General features: G+C 39.0%; 20 protein-coding genes and 1 riboswitch. Of the genes, 9 read left to right on the top strand and 11 right to left on the bottom strand.

Annotated elements, in window-relative coordinates; genetic code table 11:
- Window positions 1-148 precede the first annotated feature (148 nt).
- Complete coding sequence (locus LG336_RS23910; protein ID WP_404329976.1) at window positions 149-583, top strand: VanZ family protein; 435 nt, start codon at window positions 149-151, stop codon at window positions 581-583.
- A gap of 355 nt (window positions 584-938) precedes the next feature.
- Window positions 939-1,829, top strand: coding sequence for a UTP--glucose-1-phosphate uridylyltransferase GalU (gene galU / locus LG336_RS23905; RefSeq protein WP_404329975.1), 891 nt, complete (start codon window positions 939-941; stop codon window positions 1,827-1,829).
- Window positions 1,830-1,929: 100 nt separating this feature from the next.
- Here galU and LG336_RS23900 read toward each other — a convergent pair whose 3' ends face one another.
- The 3 genes from LG336_RS23900 to LG336_RS23890 form a co-directional block, all read right to left on the bottom strand.
- Window positions 1,930-2,457 carry an NUDIX domain-containing protein gene (locus tag LG336_RS23900; protein ID WP_404329974.1) on the bottom strand — a complete coding sequence of 176 codons (528 nt, stop codon included), beginning with the start codon at window positions 2,455-2,457 and terminating at the stop codon, window positions 1,930-1,932.
- Window positions 2,458-2,603: 146 nt separating this feature from the next.
- Entirely contained in the window at window positions 2,604-3,650 is a 1,047-nt protein-coding gene (locus tag LG336_RS23895) for a GGDEF domain-containing protein (RefSeq protein ID WP_404329973.1), read from the bottom strand.
- A 257-nt stretch (window positions 3,651-3,907) separates the two neighbouring features.
- Window positions 3,908-4,030 carry a hypothetical protein gene (locus LG336_RS23890; protein WP_404329972.1) on the bottom strand — a complete coding sequence of 41 codons (123 nt, stop codon included), beginning with the start codon at window positions 4,028-4,030 and terminating at the stop codon, window positions 3,908-3,910.
- A 418-nt stretch (window positions 4,031-4,448) separates the two neighbouring features.
- Here LG336_RS23890 and LG336_RS23885 point away from each other — a divergent pair, with 418 nt between their 5' ends.
- From LG336_RS23885 to LG336_RS23870, 4 genes are all read left to right on the top strand, one after another.
- Complete coding sequence (locus LG336_RS23885) at window positions 4,449-5,294, top strand: 5-bromo-4-chloroindolyl phosphate hydrolysis family protein (RefSeq protein WP_404329971.1); 846 nt, start codon at window positions 4,449-4,451, stop codon at window positions 5,292-5,294.
- Window positions 5,291-6,478 (top strand): toxic anion resistance protein, encoded by a 1,188-nt coding sequence (locus LG336_RS23880; protein WP_404329970.1) that lies wholly within the window; start codon window positions 5,291-5,293, stop codon window positions 6,476-6,478. Before LG336_RS23885 ends, LG336_RS23880 begins: the two co-directional genes overlap by 4 nt.
- A 139-nt stretch (window positions 6,479-6,617) precedes the next feature.
- Window positions 6,618-7,184, top strand: coding sequence for a transposase (locus LG336_RS23875; protein ID WP_404329969.1), 567 nt, complete (start codon window positions 6,618-6,620; stop codon window positions 7,182-7,184).
- A complete protein-coding gene (locus tag LG336_RS23870; protein ID WP_404329968.1) occupies window positions 7,169-8,671 on the top strand; it encodes a YifB family Mg chelatase-like AAA ATPase in 1,503 nt (500 codons plus the stop codon). The genes LG336_RS23875 and LG336_RS23870 overlap by 16 nt, the downstream gene beginning before the upstream one ends.
- 25 nt (window positions 8,672-8,696) lie before the next feature.
- Here LG336_RS23870 and LG336_RS23865 read toward each other — a convergent pair whose 3' ends face one another.
- On the bottom strand, window positions 8,697-9,194 hold the full coding sequence (locus tag LG336_RS23865) for a VanZ family protein (RefSeq protein ID WP_404329967.1): 498 nt from the start codon (window positions 9,192-9,194) through the stop codon (window positions 8,697-8,699).
- Between the two features lie 122 nt (window positions 9,195-9,316).
- Here LG336_RS23865 and LG336_RS23860 point away from each other — a divergent pair, with 122 nt between their 5' ends.
- On the top strand, window positions 9,317-10,219 hold the full coding sequence (locus LG336_RS23860; protein ID WP_404329966.1) for an acetamidase/formamidase family protein: 903 nt from the start codon (window positions 9,317-9,319) through the stop codon (window positions 10,217-10,219).
- A gap of 112 nt (window positions 10,220-10,331) precedes the next feature.
- Window positions 10,332-10,439, top strand: a riboswitch (TPP riboswitch).
- A gap of 76 nt (window positions 10,440-10,515) precedes the next feature.
- A complete protein-coding gene (thiT, locus tag LG336_RS23855) occupies window positions 10,516-11,115 on the top strand; it encodes an energy-coupled thiamine transporter ThiT (RefSeq protein ID WP_404329965.1) in 600 nt (199 codons plus the stop codon).
- 108 nt (window positions 11,116-11,223) lie between these two features.
- Here the strand turns inward: thiT and LG336_RS23850 are convergent, their stop codons facing one another.
- From LG336_RS23850 to LG336_RS23835, 4 genes are all read right to left on the bottom strand, one after another.
- Window positions 11,224-11,688: a hypothetical protein gene (locus LG336_RS23850; RefSeq protein ID WP_404329964.1), complete on the bottom strand. Its 465-nt coding sequence runs from the start codon at window positions 11,686-11,688 to the stop codon at window positions 11,224-11,226.
- A 127-nt stretch (window positions 11,689-11,815) separates the two neighbouring features.
- On the bottom strand, window positions 11,816-14,068 hold the full coding sequence (locus tag LG336_RS23845) for a SpoIID/LytB domain-containing protein (protein WP_404329963.1): 2,253 nt from the start codon (window positions 14,066-14,068) through the stop codon (window positions 11,816-11,818).
- Window positions 14,069-14,293: 225 nt separating this feature from the next.
- On the bottom strand, window positions 14,294-14,905 hold the full coding sequence (locus tag LG336_RS23840) for a class D sortase (RefSeq protein WP_404329962.1): 612 nt from the start codon (window positions 14,903-14,905) through the stop codon (window positions 14,294-14,296).
- The gene (locus LG336_RS23835) at window positions 14,902-16,356 is read right to left on the bottom strand and encodes a processed acidic surface protein (protein WP_404329961.1); all 1,455 of its coding nucleotides are present in this window, start codon (window positions 16,354-16,356) and stop codon (window positions 14,902-14,904) included. The genes LG336_RS23840 and LG336_RS23835 overlap by 4 nt, the downstream gene beginning before the upstream one ends.
- 283 nt (window positions 16,357-16,639) lie before the next feature.
- On the opposite strand from LG336_RS23835, the gene LG336_RS23830 reads away from it, so the two are divergent.
- Window positions 16,640-20,059, top strand: a complete 3,420-nt coding sequence (locus LG336_RS23830; protein WP_404329960.1) for a CDP-glycerol glycerophosphotransferase family protein — start codon at window positions 16,640-16,642, stop codon at window positions 20,057-20,059.
- 81 nt (window positions 20,060-20,140) lie between these two features.
- Here LG336_RS23830 and tagD read toward each other — a convergent pair whose 3' ends face one another.
- From tagD to LG336_RS23815, 3 genes are all read right to left on the bottom strand, one after another.
- Entirely contained in the window at window positions 20,141-20,539 is a 399-nt protein-coding gene (tagD, locus tag LG336_RS23825; protein WP_404329959.1) for a glycerol-3-phosphate cytidylyltransferase, read from the bottom strand.
- A 187-nt stretch (window positions 20,540-20,726) separates the two neighbouring features.
- Complete coding sequence (locus LG336_RS23820; protein WP_404329958.1) at window positions 20,727-21,200, bottom strand: Hsp20/alpha crystallin family protein; 474 nt, start codon at window positions 21,198-21,200, stop codon at window positions 20,727-20,729.
- Window positions 21,201-21,451: 251 nt separating this feature from the next.
- Complete coding sequence (locus LG336_RS23815) at window positions 21,452-22,381, bottom strand: LytR family transcriptional regulator (protein WP_404329957.1); 930 nt, start codon at window positions 22,379-22,381, stop codon at window positions 21,452-21,454.
- Between the last annotated feature and the right edge of the window lie 88 nt (window positions 22,382-22,469).

Below are 22,469 nucleotides of genomic sequence, written 5' to 3'. Positions count from 1 at the left end.
TATCCTCCTAGTATAGATTCCCTATATTTTACCATATTAATAGAAAATTTAGAATTATTTATTTCAACAAAATACGACAAAAGGCATATACGCGATTATCCTTTTAATAAATCGTTCATACTGGCGGATAAAGGAAGGTGAACGGACTATGGGAAAGAAAATGCTGCTTTTTATATGGATGGGGGCTATATTACTGATGACCTCGGTTTCGATTCCAAGGGGGAATGTAACTCATTATTCGAACCTTTTTGAATGGCAGTCAGAACCAGATATGAGTGAGTTTATAGACCCAATGCCAGCCTTAACAGAGGAGTTTGTGATTCGAAAAGTTGGACATATTCTTGTATTCTTTCTTCTTTCAGTTCTGTTTGTCATAGCCTATCATTCCATCTGGAATGCATTTTTTATCAGTTTCCTTTTTGGTTTCCTTACTGAATTCGTTCAGTTGTTTTTTAATAGGGGAGGGAGGCTCTTTGATGTTTGGATTGATGGAATTGGAGTTGTTATTGGGGTGGTTTGCTCATTCTTAATGATTCAAATCCTTGAGATGGTCAAAACTGTGAGGAAGAGTTTGAATGGATGAGGACGGACTAGGCCACAGCATTAGCACTAATAAGACCGAATCCGTCTAAATACGCTATTTTTTTACTTTGTAAGCTCGGCGTTCAGCATATTCTGAGCAAGGTACACAGACTTTTATTTCCCTGTTTCCATCATCTATATAAGTTCTTAAAGGTTTTATCTTGCACTTACAAATTACACATTTTGTACGAAAAATATCAAAGATTCCCATATAAACCTCCTTTTCCTTTTCCTAAAATCTTACTATTTCTATTGATTGTTCACAGGGAAGCTATCTTTTTCCATATGATCTTTGCTACAATAATGTCGGGATATACGTACTTACAGTATAGACTTTATGCAAAGGAGAAGTGAAAATGAATAAGGTTAGAAAAGCGATTATTCCTGCTGCTGGATTGGGGACAAGATTCCTGCCGGCAACTAAGGCAATGCCGAAAGAAATGCTGCCAATCGTCGATAAGCCGACAATCCAGTATATCGTCGAGGAAGCCGTTGCCTCAGGAATTGAAGATATTATCATTGTAACAGGTAAAGGCAAGCGTTCGATTGAGGACCATTTCGACCATGCAACTGAGCTTGAAAACAATTTGGTTGAAAAGCAAAAGTATGAGTTGCTCGAAACGGTACAAAGCATCTCTAATATGATTGATATTCATTATATTCGCCAAAAAGAGCCGAAGGGGTTAGGACATGCCATCCTATGTGCACGTAAGTTCATCGGTGAAGAGCCTTTCGCTGTTTTATTAGGGGACGATATTGTTCAGGCTGAAAAGCCATGCCTTGCTCAACTGATGGAGGAATATAATCAACGTTTTTCCTCAGTCATTGGGGTAAAGAGGGTACCGGATTCAGAAACACACCGCTACGGAATCATTGACCCACTTGAATCAGAAGGTCGCACCTTTCAGGTAAACAATTTTATTGAAAAGCCTGCACCAGGTACAGCTCCGTCTAACTTAGCGATTATTGGAAGATACATATTAAATCCAGAGATTTTTATGTTTTTAGAGAAGCAGGAACTTGGGGCTGGAAATGAGATTCAATTAACCGACGCGATTCAAAAGCTGAATAAAATTCAACGTGTATTTGCCTATGAATTTGAAGGCAACCGCTACGACGTAGGGGAAAAGCAAGGATTTATCGAAACAACGATTGAGTTTGCGTTACAAAGACCAGACCTACGAGACGAACTGTTAAAATTTATGCAAACAAAGATTGACCAGTATTCGAAGTCGGTAGATATTTAAAAGAAAAAAGCCTCTAAGAGTCGGGTACGACTTTTAGAGGCTTTTTGTGTTAGTAAGTTATAGAGTCTGCACTTTGAGCTCTAGCGCTTCCGCTTTTCGATTAATCTGTTTTAAACTTATACCTCAACACCGTGGCTAGACCAGCTCCGTGGTTAAACTCTCCATCTGTGATTAAAGTTTTTAGCGTCTCCATGCTAACTTTTTCAAGCTCTACTGGCTCGCTGGTTTCTGCATGTTGATCAGAAGCACGTAATCCAGCAGCTGCAAATAAGAAGATTTCCTCACTTGTCGATCCAGGTGAAGGGTAAAAGCTCCCTAAATCTAACCAGTGCTCAGCAAGATAGCCAGTTTCCTCTTCGAGTTTACGCTTTGCGGCATCGAGTGGGGAAGCATCATTTTCCACAATAGCCCCCGTAGGAAGCTCCCATTGCATGCCGGTAAAAGGATGGCGATATTGCTTCAAGCACAGAATGTGGTGATCATCAGTAATAGGCAGAATACAGACGCCATTTGTACCTTGGAGATAAGAGAAAGTCTTTTCTTCTCCATTTGGAAGAGACACATTGTCTACAACGATTTCATAGCGATTGATTTTTTGTGTAGTGGATTTATTTCCTGTCCAGCTCAACTTATGTACACTCCCTACAATGTTTGCTAACCGCATAATAGTATCAGTCAGCCAATATTTTTTAAACTCTCTCTAATACTATCATTCATTTCGCCCATTTCAATGAAATAACTTTGTATAAAATTGAATGGCTTTCCGATTCCGTATTAGGTGGCGGTGGACTGTTGAATGGTGGGATATTCCGAATGCTGATTGTAGTATCGAACATGGTTCTTTCCCAGATTTTTTGCTTTATATAAGGCCTGATCCGCTTTATTTAATAACTCTGCACTGTTATACATTTTTTTCTCCCATTCGGCAATTCCAGCTGAAAAGGATAAACACCCGTATGGCAATACTTCTACTCCATCAAGCGGCGTATCATTGGTTAATCTTCGAAGATCATCGATGAAATCGAATGCATCCTCTAAAAGAGTATTTGGCATGATGATGGAAAATTCTTCTCCTCCATACCTAGCTACACTAAACTTTTTCTTTTCACACTCCGTTTTCAACAAGGCTCCAAACTCGTTCAGTAATACATCCCCTTGAATATGGCCATGCAAATCATTATATTTTTTAAAATCATCAATATCAAGGATGGCGATGCATAAAGCTGCTTCGGTATCCTTGGCAACGAGGAGTTCTATTTCTAAAAGCTCTTTAAAATATCCATGATTATTCAATCCAGTCAGCTCATCGATATTCGCTTTGTGTGAAACAGCCTTGTACAATTTGAAATTTTGTCTAAACGTTTGTGCTAACAGGAGAGTGATACAACTAAACAGAAATAAACCGAAAAAGCTCTGTGCATGAATAAGAATAACGAGAATCATTGATAAAAATAAAGTACAAACATAAGTAGTAATCGTGTCTTTAAACATGCCTTTTAATATCGGTACAATCCGATTAGATTCTGATAATAGGAAAAAAACAGCGACCAACAAGATATTGGTTAGCAAATAAGTAGTCAAAGAAACAATATAGGGGGAAAGAGTGGTGAGGGAACCACTCCCAATCTCGCCGCCTGTAAAAATAAAACTATAATACGCCAGCACAATCATTAAAGTATAATTAGAAAAATTAAGCACATGTTTCCACCAGGCACTATCTTTCTGCGAAAAGGCGATAATAATTGAATTAAAAAATAAGACCAATAAAGTGATGTTAAGACCAAATAAAAAAAGGCTTGCTAAAAATATAGCAGAATCCATCGAGAGCGTGTTCCCCTTCGGAGGAAGTTGTATGTGGAAATGGTTGAGCAGAGTTACTGCAGTGGTTAAGGCAAGAATCATGAGCCAAGTGGGCCTGGAATAACTTACTAGGGAAAATGACCAAATAAAGGCTACGGTTCCTAGTATCGAAATAGAAAGAATATATAGATTTAAATAGTTTTTCTTTAAATGCATCAGAATCACTCGCTATAAGATTAGTAAGGAGAAGTTATTTCTAACTTCTCCAGTTTCAACGTCTATAGGGCAATATCCCATATTTTGTATCCTCTTGTCACGATCATGATAGATGAAACAATTATAATCGAATTGATGACAATCCTAGTAACATTCACATCTTTAGCTTTTTGAACCATTTTCACTGTAAATCGCCTCCTTGACATATTGAGGTGGGGAACGAATCACTAAGATCATTCTAGACTGTGTTTTACCTATTGATGTATTAGTGTTAGGAAACAAGTATTTCAGCACTTCATTAAGCCAGTCCCGGTTGACGTACTTATATTAATAATAGGCAGATATTCCTTTTAATACAATGAATTTTCTAAAAACAAGCAAAAACAGGAAAATAGTACCAAACTAAAATTGATGATCACCAGGGTTCATCTCGGTCTTAAGACTGAGAGTAGCGTACCGTTTTAGCCGGTGGAAAAGAGGGGAATTATGGTGTATTGTTGAATTTAAGGGTAAGGCCTTTTTTAAAAAAACCTCTATAAACGAAACAATACCCCTTTATCATTCGTATGAATACAAAGGAACATATGTAAGGAGTAGATACTCATGAATCCCTTTCTTTCTTTTCTGGTTCGATCCGCGGTTACCATACCGTCTGCAATCATGATTTGGATTATAAGCTTTTTTAGTTTAAACAATACATTTTGGGTTTCTTCAGGAATTTCTTTGGTAGGTGGCGCGCTTATTTTTGGGATAGCCTCTCTATATACAGGTTCCCAATTTCTCAAGAAAAATGGACTCACCCGGAAAGAATACCGTTATATAAAGAAAAACCTTGATGAAGCAAAGCAAAAAATTTCACGTTTGCATAAATCACTATTTTCCATCAGGCATCTTCCTTCTTTAAAAGAAAGAGTCGAACTCCTTCGCGTCATTCGAAAAATCTACAATATGACAAAACGAGAACCAAAACGATTTTACCAAGCAGAGCGCTTTTATTTTTCACATTTGGATTCAGTGCTTGAACTGACTGAAAAGTACGCATTCCTTTCTACCCAACCAAAGAGAAACCGTGAAATTGAATGGTCTTTGGCTGAAACTCGTGCTACTTTATCAGAGATGAGCAAACTAGTCGAAAAGGATCTTTACCATGTGTTAGAAAATGATATTGACAATCTCAACTTTGAAATTGATGTTGCCAAATATTCCATCAACACTGGGAAAGGTTCAAAAGAGGAGCTAGCGGGCAATATGTTAAAGTCGGAACAAGCGGTGTCTCCTGAGGATCGGAATCCCAAATTAGAGGGGAAGTCTGATTCAGAATCCGAAAAAACAGAATCCTCTGGTCCAAGATATTTTATCAATACAAAAATCGATGAAAAAGAAGAAATAAAGGTCCCAGTAAGCCGTGAAACTAGATATAAGGACAATGATAGGAGGTTTAAAGAATGAGTGAAAAGAATCCAGATCTATTAAAAAAAACCGATTACGTCATGGATGATCTTCTTGCGAATCCGTTTGGGGATAATAGTCCGGAGCTACAGCTACAACCACAGCCTGCGAAACAATCAGAGGATGCAAGGCCGGTTCGCCTGATTGATGTGATTCCCGAAGAAAACAAGGCAAAGGCCATCCAACTTGCGGAACAAATTGACCCGAAAAACCACCAAGCGATGATTTCTTATGGGACTCAAGCGCAAGGAAAGCTGTTAACGTTCTCGCATACAATGCTAGAGCATGTGCAAAAGCAGGATGTCGGGGAAGTCGGCGACATCATTAATGACTTGATGAAACGTCTCCAAGAAGTCACACCGGATGATTTAAAACAGGAGAAAACATCTTTCTTCGGAAGGGTATTCGGAAAGATCTCAAAATCGGTTCAAGAAGTCCTTTCGAAATACCAGAAAACTAGCGCCCAAATTGACCGGATTAGCGTAAAACTAGACCGTAGCAAAAACGTACTTTTATCAGACATCGGTATGCTAGAAAAGCTCTATGAAAACAATAAAGAATACTTCAATGCCTTAAATATTTATATTGCGGCCGGCGAAATAAAGCTAGAGGAATTGAATAATAAAACCATTCCAGATTTGAAACGTGCTGCGCAGGCAACAAATGACCAAATGAAGTTCCAAGAAGTGAATGACATGATTCAGTTTGCTGACCGCCTAGACAAACGACTTCATGATTTAAAATTAAGCCGCGAGATCACCATTCAAAGTGCGCCGCAAATTCGCTTGATTCAAAACACCAACCAAGCGCTTGTTGAAAAAATTCAATCATCGATTATGACCGCGATTCCTTTATGGAAAAACCAAGTGGCGATTGCGTTAACTCTAATTCGGCAGCGACATGCCGTTGAGGCTCAGAAGCAAGTTTCGAAAACAACCAATGAGCTGTTGCTAAAGAACGCTGAAATGCTCAAAAGCAATACGATTGAGACGGCCAAAGAAAATGAACGCGGCCTAGTAGACATCGAAACCCTAAAGAAAACACAAGAAAACCTAATTACCACACTAGAAGAAACCATGCGCATCCAACAAGAAGGCCGCAACAAACGCCGCCAAGCCGAGCACGAACTAGCCAACATGGAAAACGAACTGAGACAGAAGTTGCTTGAAATTAAAGGAGAATAATCTCTTTTGGGGCCTGACCCCCGATGCGTTAATGCGTTGAAGGGGTCAGGCTTTTTTTTTCTATAAATTGTTGACGGAATTGGGTGAAAGAACTAGAATTGGCATGAACATCATTCTTATTTTAAGTGGAGGGATATTATTGTCGCGTAAATACAGGATTTGTTACCCTGGAGCAACCTATCACATCCATGCACGAGGGAACCGTCGTGGGGCAATTTTTTATGAAGATTCCGATTACCATTACTACTTAAAGACCCTCGAGAGCGTCCGCAGTAAATACCCATTTATACTACACTCCTATTGTTTTATGACGAATCACCTTCATCTTCAAATTGAAACCATCACATCACCAATTTCTCACATCATGAAAGAGATTCATGCCCGTTATGCTATCTATTTTAACCATAAGTATGATTTTGACGGCCATGTTTTTCAAGGTCGCTATGGCTCGAAGGTTATTGAATCTATTCATTACTTTTTAACTGTAAGTCGGTATATCCACAGAAACCCTCTTGAGGCCAATATGATTATAAATATGGCTGAATACCCCTGGAGCAGCTACTCGTCCTATATACACAACAAGAAGAATCCTCATATTGATCCAACAAGAACTTATTCCTATTTTAAAAATCCTGTTCATGAACAATACCGTTTGTATGTTGAAAATGAAACAAAGGAGGACGAGTTGATTTGGGTACCAAGATAATGAGCGTTGGTTTAAAAGGGTTAGAGGGATATCGTGTTAAGGTCGAAGTCCAGGCAATGGAAGGAATAAACACCATTACCATCGTAGGATTACCTGATGCATCTGTGAAAGAATCCAAAGAAAGAATAACTGCCGCTTTCCATTCATTAGGTTACCGTCTCTTTCATAAAAAAGTCATTATTAATTTATCCCCTCCTGAACAAAAGAAGAACGGACCGTTATTCGATTTACCTATTGCCATTGGCATATTGATAAGTATGCAGGATATCCTTGTAGATATATCTGATGATACTGGCTTTCTTGGAGCATTATCCCTCGATGGGGGCGTCGAACCAGTTGGTGGTATGTTGCCTGCGGTCCTAGCAGCCAGAAAGTTAGGACTGAGAAAGCTTTATCTTCCATATGATGAAAATATCCCAAGTATTGATATTAAGGATCTCCAACTTATTTATGTATCTTCTTTATTGGATGTTATTAAACACCTATCGGGTGAGTCGATCCCTACAATATATCCTCTAATGAATTCAATAGAGGAACAACAAAATAATTTCTCTGATTTTCATGAAATTATTGGTCATCAGGATGCAAAACATGCACTCGAAATTGCAGCAGCGGGAGGTCACCATCTCCTTTTGTCTGGTCCTCCAGGGTGCGGTAAGAGCATGTTAGCTGAAAGTTTTCCTTCCATTTTCCCACCGTTAACAAAAGAGAATTGGTTAGAGGTTCTTAGTATTTATCAGTTGAATGGAATGCCTTACGTGAATTCAATGTACCCACCATATCGGAATCCACATCATACTGCCTCAGGAATTTCCATTGTGGGTGGGGGGCAAAACCCAAGACCAGGTGAGATTTCCTTATCCCATCATGGAGTTTTGTTTTTAGATGAGTTAGCAGAGTTTCCTAAGAAAACGCTAGAAATGTTAAGGCAACCTTTGGAAACAGGTACAGTAACCATCAGTCGTGTTAAATCAACCATTACCTATCCTGCCTTATTTACATTAATAGGTGCAACCAATACTTGTCCATGTGGGCATCATGGCTCAACTTCTCATTATTGCACATGCACGCCGAAACAGATAAATGCTTACCAAAACCGTATTTCTGGCCCAATTCAAGATAGATTTGACATCCACCTTGCCTTACATTCAATAAATATGACAGCTAAAATTAATGAGGTAAGGGAGACATCCGAAACTGTTCGAAAGAGAGTTGTAATGGCAAGGGAAATGCAATGGAATCGTTATGGAATTGAAATTTGTAATAGTAGAGTACCATACGAAATATTACTTAGAACAAGCCCTTTAGCTGATAATATGCGACAATTTATTAAGGATTTTTCACTTAGAAATCAATGGAGTAACCGGAGGGAAGTAAAGGTTATTCGTCTTGCAAGAACCATTGCGGACCTCAATGGTCAAAAAAAAATTGATATTGAAAACATTATAGAAGCCTCCCAATTGAATGAGAGGTTGTCTGTTCAGTAGCAGTTACATCTGTTTTGTCCTTTTGCTAGTTGTTTTTCTTTGCGAGAGGATTAACCTGTAATAATAGTGATATCACCTTAAAAATGACAAACCCTAAACCCCCACCAACCGTGTTCAAAATTAGATCATCCACATCAAAGCTTCCAACCCGGAAAATATACTGCAAACACTCAACCGTAAAGGTAGAAGCAATCACAACCAAAATCGTTTTTCTGAACTTCAAGTATCTTTTAAATAACAATGGTAGAAAAAATCCAAGCGGCATAAAAGCTAGGATATTCCCAGCTAGATTGGTAATGACAATGCTCGTATTGATGTATCCAGTTGCGTTGATATAGTTCATAATCGTGTGGAAAGGGACCAGGTTATATTCGGTAAAAGATGCGTTCTTGCCGAACCTCACTGCCTGTCGATAAGAGCTAAAAAACAATAGAATGGAAGCAATTCCAATGTATAGAAGAAACAAAAAATAGCTGAATGCTATCACAAGTTTCTTGCCTTTAAATTCAATTAATGAAAACATGCACAAACTCCTTTTAAAAACCTTCCCCCATTCTACCAGAAAACCCCTCCAAATAAAGCAAACTCAGTGAAATATGATAAACTGTAATAAATTTCATATTCTTTTAAAAGTGGGTGTTGTGTATGGGGAATGTAGTAACCACCGAGAAGTTTTTCTATGCGTTTAGTAAAAATAATCAAGCGGCCCTGAAAGTTCCGTCCGGATCAACGGTTGTCATCGAGACATTTGATTGTTTTCAAAACCAAATACAATCACAAGATACACCATTTAATACCGTAGACTGGAACCAAATCAATCCCGCAACAGGTCCAATTTTTATCGAAGATGCGCAGCCAGGAGATATTTTAAAAGTGAAAATTGATTACATCGAATTGGCAGACCAAGGACTGCTATCAACAGGGCCTGGTTTGGGGGTTATGGGGCACCGTATCGAGAAATTCACTGTAAAAATGATTCCTATTGTCGATGGAAAAGCTGTATTTAACGAGCGTATTCAATTGCCACTAAACCCAATGATCGGCGTTATCGGAGTGGCACCAGAAGATGCTCCCGTTAATAATGGAACCCCAGGAGCACATGGCGGAAACATGGATACAACCTTGATTACAACAGGTGCTACCCTGTACTTCCCAGTTTTCCAAGAAGGAGCTTTATTCGGTCTTGGCGACCTGCATGCAGCAATGGGGGATGGGGAAATCGGTGTCTCTGGGATTGAAATCCCTGGTAAAGTGACCGTCACTCTCGAAGTGATTAAAGAGAAGAGCATTCCCTATCCATTCGTGGAAAACGACGAGGGGATAGCGGTCATTGTCTCAAAAGAAACGCTTGATGAAGCAGCAAAAGCAGCGGTTGAAATTTTCGTTGATACCTTGCTTCCGCATACGGACCTCACAATAGCAGAGCTAACCATGCTTTTTAGCGCAGCAGGGCAGGTACAAGTCTCGCAAATCGTAGACCCATTAATGACCGCAAGATTCTTTGTTCCAAGAAGCATATTAGAAGCCTACGATGTAAAATTATTTTAGTTGGGGCCTGACCCCCGCAACGATAATAGGGTAAAGTGTAAAACAGTAATTCACTGTTGCCTAGTAGGAATGATTAGGATAAAATGATGAAAGAAATTAAATCGAATACGAGCAAAACCACAAGGGGAGCTTTACGCTGAGAGTAAACAGTTCTAGAAACTGTTTAGACCCTTTGAACCTGTTAGTTAATGCTAGCGCAGGGATGTGGAATTATTATGAGTTCATTCGTTGTTTTATAGCAGAAGAATGTACTCCCCTTGAGGTTTGCTTAGTCCAAAACAGGGGGAGTATTTTTTATGAAAAAAATTAAGTTAGTCGCGTTGATTGAGGCAGCCTTTTTCGCGGCCATTGCGATGGTATTGGATTTATTGCCAGCAATTCACGTTACACCAGCCGTTTCGATTTCGTTTGCGATGGTACCCATTTTCATCCTTGCGTTCCGCTGGGGATTTAGGGTTAGTTTCATTTCCGGCTTTCTATGGGGATTATTGCAGGTAGTAACAGGGGATATTTACTTTTTATCATTAGATCAATTTTTAATTGAGTACTTTATCGCCTTTGCTTTCGTCGGCTTTGCTGGTCTTTTTCATACCGTTATTCAAAAGGCCTTGCAGCAGGGAAGTAAGCTGTCTGTAGCAACTTGGGTGGTTCTAGCCGTTTTTGTTGGTAGCCTTGCAAGATATTTCTGGCATTTTGTTGCCGGCGTAATCTACTGGGGAGACTATGCACCGGAAGGCACATCAGCGTTTATGTATTCCTTGATTGTGAATGGAGGAACGATGATCGGTGCGGCCGTGCTCTGCTCCATTGTACTTGTTCTCCTTATCTCTGCCTCCAAGCGAATTATTATGAAAAAAGGAAACAGCCCAATAGCTTCAGAAAGAATAGTTCAATAAAAAAACGTTATTAATCAAACGTTTGATTAACAATCATAATAAAAGTGCCTGCCCCTGTGACGCTTTAACGCGCTGGGGGTCAGGCACTTTTTTCTGCGCTTTTGTTCTTTACTCATTGTAATCCCATACAATTTTCCACTCATCTTCGTGTTCTACGACATACACTTCTTGCTGAAAATTAAACTTTCCATATTTCCCTTGATAATGTAGGGTTACGAGATATTTGTAAGCTATTTCGAACGGTTCTCGTCCTTCTTCCATTTTCCACCCCTCGACTTCTTCGGCCTCTCCAATTGTGTATGTAAAGGTTTCAGCCCCGAAATGGCCAATGAAGACATGTGTGCGGTCCTGCATGTAGGAAGTCTTCGAAAATCGCTCGTGCATATAAGGATGTAACAATTCCCATGATCCGGAAAAATCCCCGTCTGCTTCATATGCATAAAAGTCTTCCACCACATCTTGGACGCCCCAGTTACTCGAAAACAACCAAGATCCTATTCCGAAGAGAAGTAAAACAATTACTAAAAGGACGATTGCGGGAATAACAATGGGAGGGACTCGTCGTCTTCGCATTCTAGCTCCCCCTAACCTGAGATGTATGTTAAAAAGTATATGAACAAGCAGTATTGTTTATGTTTCTATAAAAATGTCCCCTTTCCATGAATAAAAAAACCAGCGTACCCAGACGCCGGTTCCAAAATTACTTAACATTCGTCAAATACTGTGCCGCCACAAATCCAGTCTTCTTGCCATATTGAATCTTATACCAGGAACCGGTCTTTTGTAGGACCGTCACGGTTTGATTCTTTTTGACTGTTCCAATAATCTTTGCCTTTGTGGATGCAGATGCACGGACATTTAAAGTGGTCGCTTTCACTTTCCCTGTCATTTTTTTAGGAGCAGGCTTCGGTTTATTCAATGTATACGTACTAGAAGCAGATCCTTTATTCTTGCTACCATCCACTGCTGTAATGACAAAAGAATACTTTCCGTTATTCACTTTGCTCACATTCCAGACTACAGACTGAGTACCTTGAGACTTCTGCACGTCTTTTAAAAGAGTCCCCACTACTTTTCCTTTAGCGTCTTTTACAAGTACCGTAACCTTCGCTTTTTCGTTTGTAGTAAAACTCAGCTTTACTTGGTTCTTTTTAGAGTCAAAGGATGTTTTAATGGTTTTGATAGTTGGAGCCTTAGTATCCTTTGCTACTGGTTTAGCAACAGCCGCCTTTGGTTTACTCAAAGTATAAGGAACCAATGCTGAACCTCGATTATTGCTACTATCAATCGCAATCACACCAAAGCTGTAACTTCCATCATTCAATTTGGAAACATCCCATGTGACGGATTGAGCCCCAGCAGGCTTTTGAGTATCTTTCAACAGATAGCTCAGAATAGTTCCTTTTGAATCTTTTACATAAACCGTTACCTTCGATGCCTCGTTAGTTGAGAAATTCAGCTTCACCTGATTGGTCTTTGAGTCAAATGAAGTGTTCACACTCCCGATAATCGGCGCTTGCGTATCCTCTGTTTTCTCTGGTACATGGACTGACTCAACCACTGGAGTCACTTCTACCGGTACCGAATCAACTGGAGTTGGTGTTTCTTCAACCGGAGTAGGTGCAGGCACAACAGGTGCCGGGTCAGGTGTAACTTCAACTTTTATAGGAGCAACTTGATAGACTGTCGTTACACTTGTTTTATCAAAATAAAATCCGATAATTTCCCTATACGTTTTGCCCAATTCTCCGGCCTTTTTTGCACCGTATTGGCTTAAGCCGATTCCATGTCCAAATCCAGCACCAGAAACTTGGATTGTATCCCCAGCTGAATCCACCTTGTTAACTAGATAGCTCTTCATCAATGTTGTTCCAACGATTGAACGAACTCTTGATGCTGAGCCATCGATAATCTCAAGACGATTTAAGGTTGCTTTCCCTTGTTCCTTTACTAAAAATTCAATCGTGATGCTACCTTTACTCACTCTTCCGCCAGAACCTAGCGCATGCAAGGAAAGGGTAGGGACTGCAGTAATCTTGATGTCTTTTCCTGCATAGCCATTCGCTTTCAACCATAGTTTCATATTGTTTATAACAGCCGTTTGATCTGCTTCTTTAACAGTGTTCCACCATAAATCGGCCTTTGCGAGATCAAGCTTCGCCACATCAATCTGTTGTTTTTTTACAGGAAAGCTCCAAGCTGTTTTCGGATCATATGAATCCTCTTTAATGACCAAGTACGGGAGTGGGGAGGTACCCCAGGCATTTACATTGGACTCTGTTTTCCCACCATTGCTAGATGAAAATAAAGCAGCACTTCCAATTGCTTTGCCACCATAGGTAATCACTTGGCCTTGCGTGGCTTGAACAGCTTCAGTTGAGCGTGTATGCCATGTATATCCACCGTAAACCTGATAACCTTGAGTATCATCAATCACTCGGTTAGGATAACCCATTGCATACGTTCGCGCGGTCACCGCCTGAGCCTTTAAAGCTTCCATTTGCCATAATGCTGGCATTTCTGCAGGCACAACACCCTTTAAATAATCTTCTAGTCCAATAGAGTTAATAGGTCGAAGATTTCCAGAGTCGATGACAAACTTGAACGTGCCTAGATATGGGCGAGTATTAATCGAGATTGGCCCATTTCCTTGTAGCGGTTTCACCTCAAGCGTCGTCGAGTTCCCTAACTCCTTTGTCCCATGTAGAAGAACAATGCTTCCGTTCTTAATGATGAGCTTGTACGTTTGATTCGCCACAAGCTTTGTTTCTCCTAAATTAGTAGAGTAGTCTACTTCGGGATATAAAGTAATTTCCTTCACGTTCCCAAGATAGTTTTTTAATGCTATCTGTAATACTGGCTCCCCAGATGCTTGAACCGGTATGTTTGATAGGACCGGTAAAAGCAACATCATAACCAAACAAAGTAAAAAGCCCCTTTTTAAACTCCTCATCCATTGACCCCTCTTCTATTTATCTATTATAAAAACACAATAAAATTTTCTCTCTTTGAATCTATTATCATTGGGGAAGGGGAATCGGTAAAGTAGGTTTTTGTTTCCTTTTTTTTCATAGCGTCGTTAACCTACGAACGCAGTTCTACCAATACATAGAAAACCCGACACGTCCTAAACAACATGTCGGGTTTATTGGATGCCATTTCCTTTTTAAAAATTGCCTTAGCCCTTCTTATTATCTTTTATCAAGTCCGCCACTAAAATATAACGTTCTGGCGCATCGCCAATAAATTGGAAGGGGTAGCAGGTCGTCACAGTCAAAGTTGCTTTCGGCATCGGTACAATCACCGTCCGATCGTCGGCATCAACAATTCGGACTTCCCGTACTTTATAGATAAACTCTCCTGCCGTCGTGCGTACGACTAGTAAATTTCCTTCGCCCACTTCACCAAGCCTTCGGAACACGGTATCTCGGTGTCCGGACAAAACCGAATTATCGTTTTCTCCCGGAAGGACGCTACCAGCAAAATGCCCGACTCCTTTTTCAAGCTCGTCCTCGTCCGTTCCATGAAAAATAGGGAGGGTAGCATCCAGTTTAGGAATGTAAAGTTCGCCCATTTCTTCTCCTATTTTAGGACGTACCGGATAGAGAACTTGGTTTTGGGAATCGCGCTTTTGGGGAGCGGTGACGGTTTTCTCTTGAACAGGTGACTCGACTTTATCAACTCTAGTAGAGCCACTTCCCGCAAACATGGGGGTAAGATTCCCGATAAATACCCACAAGCCAATTCCAATTAGAGCGATTGGAACAACCAGCCCTAATCTTTTTATCATGATTGCTTCACAGTTCGTTTACGGAACCAAAATGCACCAATGAGCATAAGAGCTAAACCGGCAAGAAGGCCTTCCGTATAATTTCCTGCTGTATTAGGTAGCTTTCCTCCGTTGACAGTCTTCACTACCTCGTTACTAACTGCAGCCTCTTTTGGAGCCGTTTTTACGACATCAAGCTTATCACCAATTTTATCGATTAACTCAGAACCGAAAAGGTCTGCTGTAAGAATGATGTCTGCTAGGAAATCTCCATCTAGATTATAGAGTTCAATTAACAAATCGTAGCCGTTTGTGTTTTCAAGTGTTAAAGCTTCTTGTTCAGAAAGGGCAATCCTGTCATCCCTTTTAACAAGATAGTACTTCGCTTCAAATCCAAATAGATTCATCATCTCGTGATAAAGAGTGATCATTTCATTCATTTGCTCTGGCGTTAAATCATTAGCACTCTCGAACTCATCAAAGTCACCTAAGCGAGTTTCAATCTCGGTTAGTCGCTCCATAAAATCAGAATCCATAAAATCAATTGTCATGAAGTGCTTGACCAAATTCACAAGTTCTTGTTTATCCAGACCGATGCCCAGGTCATTTAACAATTCACCAGAATCTTCTTCTAAAATCATATAAAAAATAAGGTTGAAATAAAGCTCATCAATCGTTTCATAGTTCTCAAGAGCATCATCATATTTAGCTAATAACTGATTTAGTTCTTCTCTAGTTAGTTCATAAGTATCTAAAAGATCCTGCAAGTTGCTCTCGGTAATCGGCATTCCGTAGTCTAGTAACGCATACTCAAGATCATCAATAGAATCATAGTTTTCGAGAGAATCACCATTCTCTGCTAAAATCCCATTCAATTGTTCTAACGTAAGTCCATAATCGCTTAATAATAGTTGCAGTGTTTGATCATTTAAGGGGCGTCCATACACGTAGAGCATATCCTCAAGGTCTTCAATAAATCTATAGCTTTCAATGGAATCCTCGTTATCCGTAAAAATGGTTGTAAGCTCCTCAATCGTTAAACCATTTTCATCTAGCAATTGCTGGAGGTTTTCAGGAGTAATAGGAGTACCAGTGTTCGAATCCACGGTCATATATAATGCATCGATATAGATAAAAACATTGCGGATAGTATCGGTAGCTTGCATTTCACCGTTTTCAACCAATAATGCTTTTAATTCTTCTTCGCTTGCCAATTCATAACCCTCTAAAAGTTCTGCTAGATTCTCTGTGGTAATTTTGTCACCAAGCATATACTCAATTTCTTCAATTGTTTCAAAATCCTCAACACTCATTTCATAAAACCGCTGCAAATGATCGTTTAATTGTTCCTCAGTTATTTTTTCTGTTTTTAAGAAGTTTGCCAGTTCTTGGTCGCTAAAAGCAAAACTGACAGAAGGCATCAAACTCATGATCAAAATCAAACCTAAAACCAACCGGCCGATACGCCTCATTCCCATTCCTCCATAAGTATATTTACATATTCTAGAAGATTATATAATGTCGAACCGTAGTTGAATAGTAGGGAAATAGTGGATATAAAAAAATACTTTTCGACAAAACTACCACCCTTGCCACTAGACACTTTGAAAACCAAAAAACGTATAAAAACAGGGCATCATGTTAATTCTTCTAAGGGACAAGGGGACAGGTCCCTTGTCCCACAATTTTGAACAAGGTGGGACAGTGAACCTGTCCCCTTGTCCCGAAAATCTGTCTGAAAAGGATGCTTTTTAAGTGAAAACTAGGGTATTAAAAAAGGGAGTCGGTTTGGTCGTCAAACCAGTCATTAATTACTTTTTGAGAGAACGGTATAGAATCGTATCACAATATGTGAAGTTCTACGAAGGTTTAAAATTGGATGAAAAGGCTATTTTGTATGAAAGTCGAGACGGAAACAGTATGACAGATAGCCCATACGCCATATTCAAGTATATGGTTGAACACCCGGATTTTAAGGAGTTCAAGCATATTTGGTCGATTTCTGACTACAATGCCCTTTCCTATATGATTGACAAATATAAAGAGAGATCAAATGTGCATTTTGTAAAACGAAATTCTAAAGAGTATTTAAGATATTTAGCATCCAGTAAATATCTAATTAATAACTCTACCTTCCAACCCTACTTTACTCCTAAAAAGGAACAAATTTATATTAATACATGGCACGGTACTCCTCTGAAAAAAATGGGATATGACATTCCTGGAAATCCTGCTCAATCGCAAAATGTATTGCGTAACTTTTTGTGTACCGACTATCTTATCAGTCCCAATCAGCATACGACGAAGATGTTTACGGATAGTTATAAATTAGACGGGGTTTACGAAGGAACCATTATTGAAGAGGGGTATCCAAGGATTGATTTAACGCTTCAAACCAATTCTGAACTATTCAAGGATGAGTTAAGAAACTTAGGATTAGAAATAAATGAACAGAAAGAGAATATTCTCTACGCTCCAACATGGAAAGGGAAAAATGTTAGTAAAGCGAACAATGATATGCTTCAAATCATTGGTGATCTTAACTATCTAAAACAACAGGTTGGAGACCAATATAATATCCTCATAAAGGTGCACCCTTTTCTATATAAGCAGGCTTTAGAGCACCCAGAAATTAAGGGTCAGTTAGTTCCTGACTTTGTAGATACGAATGAATTATTGGCCACGGTTGATATACTTATTACGGATTACTCTAGTATCTTTTTTGACTATCTTGTAACAGGTAAGCCAATCCTCTTTTATACTTGGGACGCAGATGTATATATTGATGAAAGAGGACAATATCTACCTAATGATGTTCTTCCTGGACCGATTGTATTTAATTCTCGTGAATTAGTTGAAAGCATTAAGAATATTGAAGAAGTGAAGTCAACCTACTGTGGGCGTTACAAAAAGATGCAACAACAATTTACTCTGTATGAGGATGGTAGGGTAACGGAGCGTGTAACACAATATATCTTTGGTAAAAAGAATCAGAATGTTCATGCGGTCACAGGTTTATCAAGTCATAAGCAAAAAATCCTGATTTACCCCGGGATGATGAGGGATAACGGGATCACAACTTCTTTTATCAATTTGATGAATAATATCGATTACAATCGATATGATGTCAGTTGTTTCACGAAGGAACCCGTAGAGGATGAAACTCTAAAAAATATTAAGAAGGTAAATAAGAATGTCCGGTTTATATTCGTACCAGGGATTCCCATTTATCAGCTTTGGGAAGTATATAGGGATAGATTTGTGCATTTCAAAGGGGCAGGAGGGGTATTAGGCAAGGGGCTTTATCCCGAACAAGCCTATGTTAGAGAACACACCCGCCTATTCGGAAAAAGTAAATTTGACTATGTCATTGATTTTAGTGGCTACAGTCTTTATTGGGCTAAACTTCTTTTAGCAGCAGATGCCAAAAAGAAAATCTGCTATTTGCATAATGACCTTCTCTCAGATAGTGAGAGAACCGTTAATGGAAAAAAACCACACAGAATTAATTTAAGGGGAATTTTCTCTGTTTATAACCGATTTGATAAACTTGTTAGTGTCTCAAAAGGAACCATGGAACTCAATCGCAAAAACCTATTGAAATATGCCGATTTTAATAAATTTGACTATGTCATGAATTCAATTAACCCAGACAAAATACTTCAGGATTCTACCGCTATAGATGAAAGGGGAGAGATGGACCAAGAGATTCCCCTTCATACAGAACCTATTCACAGTAAAGCGATTTTAACGGATAGTAAAAGTTATCCTGTTTGGAGTTTTTTCCCTGGACATGTCAATGCAAATCAGCATCAATTAGAGGAATTGTTCGAGGGTGCTGAAGTGGTTGTTTTTAGGAAAATGGAAGATAAAAACAACACTTACTATAAATTTAGTCACAATCATCAAATCATTGGCTGGATTGATGAGAGGGCGCTGGAAATCTTACCGGACGAAGTTGTAAACGAAAAGAAGGTAAAGAAGTTGGCTAGGTTAGTGAATCCTGTTGGAAACCGTATTTGGTCAAAGCCATACAATGTTCCAGGATGTCATACAATTTCTACTAGCTCCTACTGCGAGGGCATTATATTTGAGGTAGATAAGGAGACCGACACGCTTCAAGGCATATACAGTCGGATTAACATCAATGGAACCTTTATAGGGTGGGTCAATCAAGCGGCGCTAGTTTATTATGAATATTGTACAATTCATGATGACATGAAAAGTCTACCCAAGTTGAAAACAGCTATGAAAAGAAAAGCAGTTCGTATAATCAACCATAGGATAAATAAGCTTTTTATGGATCACCTAGAACATCGGACACAAGAAGAACTACAATTAGATCCTCCACTATTCGCAGAAATAGCCGCACCTGGGAGTCATTCCGTATGGACAAAGCCTTATAAGAGCTTTAAAGCCAAGCTTGTTTCTGATGCAAAAGAATTTAAAGGGAAAATCGCTAAAATCACTAGGATTAATAAAACAATAGAAGGAACCTTTTATCAGTTTTCAATTGATAATAAGGAAATCGGCTGGTTAGATTCTAATGTGTTTAAAGTAAAAAAGGAATTCCCGAAATTTAATCAATTTCAAACAGAGTTTGCGGAGGAATTGACCGGTAATATTCTTCCAAAATCAGATAGAGGTTATATCCAATTTGTGAATATGGGAAGGTTGTCTCCAGAAAAAGGCCAAGATAATTTAATCCGTGCGTTCGCAACTGTTCATAAGGAATACCCGAATAGCCAGCTCTACATTTTAGGAAAGGGTCCCTTAAAGGATAAACTTCAAGCTTTAATAGAGGAATTAGGATTGACTGAGTCCGCGCACCTTATGGGGCAACTAGAAAACCCTTTTGTATTTATGCAGAAATGTGACTGTTTTGTACTTTCTTCCCATTATGAGGGACAACCGATGGTTCTATTAGAAGCAATGACCCTAGGGATGGATATCGTGGCAACAGATATTGTCGCCAATCGTACGGTTTTAGAAAACGGGAAATATGGCTTGTTGATTGAGAATAGTATTAGCGGTCTTGAAAAAGGGATGTACTCCATTATCAATAAGGAGAACGAGTTACAAACTGAAAGATTTGATTATAAGAAATACAACAATCTTGCAATGGATACCTTTTATCGTGCGTTGGTTCATGAACAGAATGAATCTCAGGGATAATTAAAAGTGTAAAAACAAAAGCCAGGGGGGGCTCTCTGGCTTTTGTTTTCCCATTAAGAATTTAGATAAAAGGAAAAACCATTATCCTTTTGGCACTTTATAAAGATCCGTTTTAATTTTTGTCGTAGAAATCCCTACAGTTCGCGGTAAATATACGACTTCACAATAATCTTTAAGAAAGTCAAATTCCCCTTCCCAGTCATCGCCCATTACAAAGAGATCGATATGATGATTCACGACATCATCAATCTTTTGTTCCCATCTTGTTTCAGGGATTACTTTATCTACATATCGAATCGATTCAAGAATTACTTTTCGGTTTTCGTAGCTGTGATATGTCTTTTTATTTTTAAGCTCATTAAACTTATCAGTAGATAGAGCCACCGTTAAATGATCTCCAAGTTCCCTTGCCCGTTTTAAAATATTGATATGACCCCAATGAAGCAAGTCAAATGTGCCGTAGGTGATTACCTTTTTCAATCCTAACTCCTCCTAAAAATGTCAACCGGCGGGGTAAAACTTCTTATATGTATAGGATGTGTATTTATATTTAAATTAAAACAAAATGTATCCTTTTTTCAGAACTTAATGGAGAAAGAATAAACTGCTGCTGAGACATCTTTTTAAAATACAAATAAACAAGCAGGATTCCATTTCCTGCTTGTTTCTATTCATTAATATCAATCGTTTTGCCTTTTACCTTCGGAACTGTAATTTCAAGTAGTCCGTTCCGATAAGAGGCTTTAACCCTTTTCTCATCAATCGGGTAAGGAAAGGTGATGGTCCGACTAGAACGTTGCAACGACTCACTATGGCGATAAACCTTACTCCGGTCATCTTCTTCAGTAAAAATATTTTGTTTTTTTACAGAGATGGATAGGGTATCCCCTAGAATATCAATTCCGATTTGCTCTTTATTTACTCCTGGTAGCTCTGCAGTAACAATATGTTTATCACTCTGCTCTCGCACCTCAACATGAAAGGAAGCCTGTGGAAATAGCGGTTGCCTAAAAAAATCATCGATACTCTCGAGAAAACCTCGAACAGGAGGTTCCTGTAAGAAATGATTCACTGACTTAAACCAATCTCCAAAGGGCTCAGGTTTTTTCTGATACTTTGGCTTGTCATGTCTACCTGGCATAAATAGCCTACTCTCCTCTCTTTGCAAAAGACTTTTTGTTTATTTTATGCATGTGAGGATAGAGCAGTGAATGGTTTCCTAATCTTACAAAAGGTTGCCCATAATAAATAAAACTCTTTGACAATGGAATCCGTATACCCACCTCTGACATTGGAACTAATAGTAAACAACAACCTTTTAGGAAAAGGAGCCAATGGTAAAAAAGAAGGCCAGGATAAGTATCCTGGCCTCCATGTGATTTACAATATCTATTAATTGTTTAGTTCTAAATGCTCTCTCAGTTCTTTCTGCACTCTTTGTTGTTCTTCTGCGGAAACAAGCTGATAAGAAATACCGCCGATGTATTGCCCACTGACATCAAGCTTCATTTGTTCAATATTCCCCGCAGCTTCTCGGTAATTCCCTTGAATATCAACCATTTCATCAAAGGTAATATTTGTTTTTACATTATTACCAAGTGCATTAAAAATATTATCAAACTTAGTTAACGATCCCAAGCTTGCCCCTTTATTGATAACACCCTGGATAACCTGACGTTGACGCTTTTGACGACCAAAGTCACCTGAAGGATCCTGTTTTCTCATTCTTACATATGCCAGAGCTTTCTCTCCATTAAGATTAAGGGTTCCCTCAGCGAAATGAACTTTGTCTTGGGTGAATTCGAATTCGTTATTAACCGTAACCCCGCCAACAGCATCGACAATATCCTGGAATCCTTCCATATTCACTTTTACATAATATTCAATTGGAATATCAAGAAAGCTTTCAACAGTGTCCATCGACATTTCTACGCCACCAAAGGCATAAGCATGATTAATTTTATCCTGCGTGCCGCGACCAACAATTTCCGTTCGAGTATCACGTGGAATGCTTAGCATCTTAATAGAGTTTTTTGCTGGATTCACTGCTAGGGTAATAATCGTATCTGAGCGACCTTTATCTCCTGTACGCTCATCAACTCCTAACATTAATACAGCAAAGGGTTCCTCTTTTTCGAAGGTAACCGGCTTAGGTTCGACTTTCCGTTGCTCCCTTTGAACCGGTTCATGCATTGTATCAACTGCGGTAGTTAAAGATCTATATACTGTAAAAAGATAAGTTCCTAATGAAATCAATAATAATAAAACAATGATGCCTGTAATTCGGAGCCACTTCTTCTTCTTTTTTTGTTTAGCCCTCATGTGTTTCCTCCATAGTTTTACAAAATTTGCGTACAAAATATAGGATACCAAAAAACGGTTGAATTGAATATAGAAGAAATAGTAAATC

This window comes from Mesobacillus maritimus, from assembly GCF_044803185.1.
GTDB classification, from domain to species: Bacteria; Bacillota; Bacilli; order Bacillales; family Cytobacillaceae; genus Mesobacillus_B; species Mesobacillus_B maritimus_B.
The sequence above is the reverse complement of the archived record's forward strand: the minus strand, read 5'-3'. Positions and strand labels throughout refer to the sequence as shown.

Coding starts and splice junctions, on each gene's coding strand:
- thiT (WP_404329965.1), top strand. CDS start 10,516: ATGAAAAAAATTAAGTTAGTCGCGTTGATTGAGGCAGCCTTTTTCGCG.
- LG336_RS23865 (WP_404329967.1), bottom strand. CDS start 9,194: ATGTTTTCATTAATTGAATTTAAAGGCAAGAAACTTGTGATAGCATTC.
- LG336_RS23860 (WP_404329966.1), top strand. CDS start 9,317: ATGGGGAATGTAGTAACCACCGAGAAGTTTTTCTATGCGTTTAGTAAA.
- LG336_RS23885 (WP_404329971.1), top strand. CDS start 4,449: ATGAATCCCTTTCTTTCTTTTCTGGTTCGATCCGCGGTTACCATACCG.
- LG336_RS23895 (WP_404329973.1), bottom strand. CDS start 3,650: ATGGATTCTGCTATATTTTTAGCAAGCCTTTTTTTATTTGGTCTTAAC.
- LG336_RS23815 (WP_404329957.1), bottom strand. CDS start 22,381: ATGAGGGCTAAACAAAAAAAGAAGAAGAAGTGGCTCCGAATTACAGGC.
- LG336_RS23835 (WP_404329961.1), bottom strand. CDS start 16,356: ATGAGGCGTATCGGCCGGTTGGTTTTAGGTTTGATTTTGATCATGAGT.
- LG336_RS23845 (WP_404329963.1), bottom strand. CDS start 14,068: ATGAGGAGTTTAAAAAGGGGCTTTTTACTTTGTTTGGTTATGATGTTG.
- LG336_RS23850 (WP_404329964.1), bottom strand. CDS start 11,688: ATGCGAAGACGACGAGTCCCTCCCATTGTTATTCCCGCAATCGTCCTT.
- LG336_RS23910 (WP_404329976.1), top strand. CDS start 149: ATGGGAAAGAAAATGCTGCTTTTTATATGGATGGGGGCTATATTACTG.
- LG336_RS23880 (WP_404329970.1), top strand. CDS start 5,291: ATGAGTGAAAAGAATCCAGATCTATTAAAAAAAACCGATTACGTCATG.
- LG336_RS23840 (WP_404329962.1), bottom strand. CDS start 14,905: ATGATAAAAAGATTAGGGCTGGTTGTTCCAATCGCTCTAATTGGAATT.
- galU (WP_404329975.1), top strand. CDS start 939: ATGAATAAGGTTAGAAAAGCGATTATTCCTGCTGCTGGATTGGGGACA.
- LG336_RS23820 (WP_404329958.1), bottom strand. CDS start 21,200: ATGCCAGGTAGACATGACAAGCCAAAGTATCAGAAAAAACCTGAGCCC.